This is a genomic window from Terriglobia bacterium, assembly GCA_036496425.1.
Classification (GTDB): Bacteria; Acidobacteriota; Terriglobia; order 20CM-2-55-15; family 20CM-2-55-15; genus 20CM-2-55-15.
The window spans coordinates 1-4367 of the sequence record DASXLG010000029.1 but is presented as its reverse complement, the minus strand read 5'-3'; the positions used below and the strand labels follow the sequence as shown (position 1 = coordinate 4367).

At 55.4% G+C, this 4367-nt stretch carries 6 protein-coding genes; 5 read left to right on the top strand and 1 reads right to left on the bottom strand.

Annotation, left to right across the window (positions count from 1 at the left end; genetic code table 11):
* The 4 genes from VGK48_02230 to VGK48_02215 form a co-directional block, all read left to right on the top strand.
* Window positions 1-642: hypothetical protein (locus tag VGK48_02230; protein HEY2379977.1), on the top strand; the 642-nt coding region annotated here is incomplete at its 5' end.
* Between the two features lie 199 nt (window positions 643-841).
* Window positions 842-2680: a carbamoyltransferase gene (locus VGK48_02225; protein HEY2379976.1), complete on the top strand. Its 1839-nt coding sequence runs from the start codon at window positions 842-844 to the stop codon at window positions 2678-2680.
* Between the two features lie 2 nt (window positions 2681-2682).
* Window positions 2683-3099, top strand: a complete 417-nt coding sequence (locus VGK48_02220) for an SxtJ family membrane protein (protein HEY2379975.1) — start codon at window positions 2683-2685, stop codon at window positions 3097-3099.
* Between the two features lie 90 nt (window positions 3100-3189).
* Window positions 3190-3345, top strand: coding sequence for a DUF5989 family protein (locus VGK48_02215; GenBank protein HEY2379974.1), 156 nt, complete (start codon window positions 3190-3192; stop codon window positions 3343-3345).
* 41 nt (window positions 3346-3386) lie between these two features.
* Here the strand turns inward: VGK48_02215 and VGK48_02210 are convergent, their stop codons facing one another.
* Entirely contained in the window at window positions 3387-3596 is a 210-nt protein-coding gene (locus VGK48_02210) for a hypothetical protein (GenBank protein HEY2379973.1), read from the bottom strand.
* 87 nt (window positions 3597-3683) lie between these two features.
* Here VGK48_02210 and VGK48_02205 point away from each other — a divergent pair.
* Window positions 3684-4367 (top strand): DUF1003 domain-containing protein (locus VGK48_02205; GenBank protein ID HEY2379972.1); only part of this gene is annotated, 684 nt, incomplete at its 3' end.

The window sequence follows — 4367 nt, the reverse complement described above, 5'->3', positions numbered from 1 at the left end:
GAAGTCGTGGTCGCTCTGACTCCGTATAACGACATCGCCAACAACCTCGCTTCCAAACAATACTCGTATCTTAAACCGTATTTCACGCTGGAGAGCGGACAGTTGGTGCTCCACAACAACCACGTTAGGAACAGCAGGTTTCGTAAGATCAAATCCGGCTTAAGCCATCACAGCCGGGTCTGGAACCTGATGAGTGAATTCATTCGCAGCGCCAGCGATTCAGTGGAGATGCTCCTTAAACACAATACCGCCAAAGCGCGCTACGCCAGGTATCGCCCCAAGGCCGTATCCGACCGCGATCGCGAGGGCGTTGACCTGACCGTCGCGATCCTGAAGAAGTTCCAGGAGGCGGCGGCAGCGCAGAAAGCGAATTTCTATGTCATCTTCATTCCTTATGTGGTGCACATCAAGAAGCACGTTCCGTACAATCATCCATTGGTTCCACTGATTGCGGCTGGCCTGACGCGGGCGGGGGTGAGTTATCGCGAGCCGTATCTGGAGTTCTTGAAGGCAGCTCTGGCCGGCGGCCACCCGTTTAACAAAACCAATCACTTCAGCCCCGAAGGCCACGCACTGTTTGCAACGTTCCTGACCGACACGGATACCGCGCAGGCCTCCGTCGATTATTACAGCCGGCAATGAGTCGCGGGGTTGCGGGCCGCCTCAAGGGTCAATCGTTTGGAGTTCCGCGTTTAGCGGTTTCGGGCGCACGCGCTTCCAGACCGCCTGAAGGCGGAACTCCGAGCGAGAACGACGTCCTCCAATCCAAGCTGAGGATTGTCTTGCCCTGCGAAATTCGTAAAGCTGCGGCTTATCTCTGGAATGTCGAACCACTAACGTCATGCAGGGGAACGAACCTGAGGTGAACATCCTCGGCATATCGGCCTTCTATCACGACAGCGCGGCGTGCCTCGTGCGCGACGGACAAATCATCGCTGCGGCCCAGGAGGAACGGTTCACCCGCAAGAAGCACGACCCGAGTTTTCCGAAGCACGCCTTGGAATACTGCCTGCGTGAAGGCCGCATCCAGGTCAGCGACCTCAATTACGTCGCCTTCTACGAAAAGCCGTTCCTCAAGTTCGACCGTATCCTGCACAGTTACCTCGCGTATGCGCCGGCGGGGTTGAAAAGTTTCCTGATGGCGATTCCGCTCTGGATCCGGGAACGGATCTGGATGAAGGAGCTGATCCGGCGCGAGCTGGGGTGCGATTGCAAGATCCTTTTTCCGGAACACCACGAATCGCACGCGGCTTCGGCATTTTTCCCTTCACCTTATCCGGAAGCAGCGTTTCTCACGGTGGACGGCGTCGGCGAATGGTCGACCGCGAGTTATGGCGTCGGGCGCGGCCATCGGATCGATATGGTGGGCGAACTCCATTTCCCGCACTCGCTCGGGCTGCTCTATTCCGCGTTCACCTATTTCACCGGGTTCCGGGTCAATGCCGGCGAATACAAGCTCATGGGCCTGGCTCCCTACGGCGAACCGAAGTATGTCGAGCTGATCCTGGGCGAACTGGTCGATCTCAAAGAAGATGGCTCATTCCGGCTCAACATGAAGTATTTCAATTACGGCGTCGGCCTGACGATGACGAATGAACCGTTCAATCGGCTGTTCGGCCGCCCGCCGCGCAAGCCGGAATCGAAACTGACACAAAGCGACATGGACCTCGCGCGGTCGATTCAGGGTGTCACAGAAGAAATCATGTTTCGCATGGCGCGGCACGTTCGCCGGCAGACGAATTTGAAAGACATTTGTCTTGCCGGCGGCGTCGCACTCAATTGCGTGGCGAACGGACGGATCCTGCGTGAAGGCATTTTTGACCGCATCTGGATCCAGCCGGCGGCCGGCGACGCAGGGGGCGCGCTCGGCGCCGCTTTGTTCGCCTGGCATCAGGTTCTCGGCAATGCGCGCCAGGCCGACAACATGAACGATTCACAACGCGGCTCTTACCTCGGACCTGCATACACGCGGGATGAGATCCATGCCTATCTGCAGTCGCAAAACATTCCTTTCACGGAATTGACCGACGAGGATTTGCCGGCAAAGATCGCCGACCTGATCAAGGCGGGGAAGGTCATCGGCTGGTTCTACGGCCGGATGGAATTCGGCCCGCGGGCACTAGGCGCGCGATCGATCATTAGCGATGCGCAATCGCCGAAGATGCAGGAGGAGATGAACCTTAAGATCAAGTTCCGCGAAAGTTTCCGGCCCTTCGCGCCCTCCGTGTTGCGCGAGAGGGTGGCGGACTGGTTCGAGCTCGAGAGTGAAAGTCCTTATATGCTGCTTGTTGCCCCGGTGGCGAAAGAGCGTCGGCGCAAGATGACTGACGGGGAACAAAAACTTTTCGGCCTGCAAAAGCTGCTGACCATTCGCTCAACGATCCCGGCCGTGACACATGTCGATTATTCGGCGCGGGTGCAAACGGTCACCGAAGAGCATCAGCCAATGTATTACCGGACGATCAAAAATTTCGAGGAGAATTACGGCTGCCCCGTGATCATCAATACCTCCTTCAACGTCCGCGGCGAACCGATCGTGGAAGCGCCGGAGCATGCTTACCTTTGTTTTATGCGGACGAACATGGATTACCTGCTGCTTGGCAATTTCCTGCTGGAGAAAAGAGAGCAGAAGCCGCTCGAACACGACATCGAGTGGCTCAAGGAATTTGAACTCGATTAGACATGAACATCCGCGAAGACATCCAACGACTGAAGACCGGCAAGCGCGATATGCGGAAGTTCGGCTTCCTGGTTGGCGGCGCTTTTGCGACCTTTGCGCTTTTACTCTGGTTGCGGCACAGGGCTGCTTGCCCGTATTTCCTCTGGGCGAGCGTGACGCTGATCGCGTTCGGAGCGGTCCTGCCGCGAGCATTGAAATATGTTTACATCCTCTGGATGACGCTTGTGTTCGCGCTTGGGTTCATAATGACGCGCGTGATCCTCACGCTGTTTTTTTTCCTGGTCGTGACGCCGATCGGCCTGGTCGCGCGGCTGTTCGGTAAAGATTTTCTCCGGCTGAAATTGGATGAGTCAGCTTCGAGTTATTGGATCCACCACGAGAAGGCCAAAACGCCGAGGGATTATGAACGGCAGTTTTGAAATTGGAGTGCGCTGGCATAGCGCTGTCGTCGCCTCGCTCCCGAAAAGAACTTTACTTGGAGGGAGGCCGTCAGCATCCTGATACTACCAATGAAGCTGGCAATCATTAAGGAATTCCTGCATTTCCTGCGCGTACGTAAGAGATGGTGGATCGCGCCTATCCTGATTTTCCTGCTGCTCCTGGGCGCCATGCTGATCTTCGCTAATGGCTCGGCGCTCGCGCCGTTTATTTACAGTCTTTTCTAGTCGGCGGCGGCCTCTGGCGCGCCATCTCAATGTGCAAGATCTTACTCGACGAAGATTGTTTCTTCCGCAGCTTCGGCGTGGCTAACAGCCCGTAGCTTCCATTCTTCGGGAGTGAGCGCCCAAAAAACCCGGTCGTCCGGTTTCGTCAGCGCGGAAATCGTGGCGACGGCAATCGCGATTTCACCGCCGTGCTCCGCACTATGATGAACATGTTCGTGTAAATGCTCGAGAGGAACTTCCGCTTCTTCCATGCGCAGAACCTTAAGATCGGTAATGGCCGATTCAAGACGGAATCGACAAGCCGCTCGGCAGCGGGTTACTTTGAGAAACGAAATCCGATGAGTAAAACCGCGCCTGCCACACTTATTTGCGAGATCTGCAAGAAACCGAAGTCGCCGCACGACGGCATGCTTGCCGAATTGATTCGACCTTCGCTTCTCGAATTCATCAAAAAGCGGGTGCCCGATTTGGATGGGAACGGTTTCATCTGTTTGGACAATCTCGGCGACTTCCGGAAAGAGTACGTGAAGGAAGTGTTACAGGACGAGATTGGCGAACTATCTACGCTCGATCAGGAAGTTGTCGAAAGTTTGCAGCAACACGAAATCCTCTCCAGCGACATTAGCAAACAGTTCGAGATCAAGCTGACCTTTGGCGAACGGCTATCCGATCGGATCGCGTCATTTGGCGGAAGTTGGAGATTCATCATTATCTTCGGCGCGGTGCTGTTCGGTTGGATTATCCTGAACGCCATTTTCCTGCTGAACCGCGGGTTCGATCCTTATCCGTTCATTCTCCTGAATTTGATTCTCTCATGCTTGGCGGCGATTCAGGCGCCAATCATTATGATGAGCCAGAATCGGAGCGAGGCGCGTGACAGGTTGCGCGCGGAGAACGATTACAAAGTCAACCTCAAAGCCGAGCTGGAGATTCGGCATTTGCACGAGAAGATCGATCACTTGCTACGGCGTCAATACAATCGGCTCTTCGAGATTCAGCAAATTCAAATCGAATTACTGGAA

Coding starts and splice junctions, on each gene's coding strand:
- VGK48_02225 (HEY2379976.1), top strand. CDS start 842: ATGCAGGGGAACGAACCTGAGGTGAACATCCTCGGCATATCGGCCTTC.
- VGK48_02220 (HEY2379975.1), top strand. CDS start 2,683: ATGAACATCCGCGAAGACATCCAACGACTGAAGACCGGCAAGCGCGAT.
- VGK48_02215 (HEY2379974.1), top strand. CDS start 3,190: ATGAAGCTGGCAATCATTAAGGAATTCCTGCATTTCCTGCGCGTACGT.
- VGK48_02210 (HEY2379973.1), bottom strand. CDS start 3,596: ATGGAAGAAGCGGAAGTTCCTCTCGAGCATTTACACGAACATGTTCAT.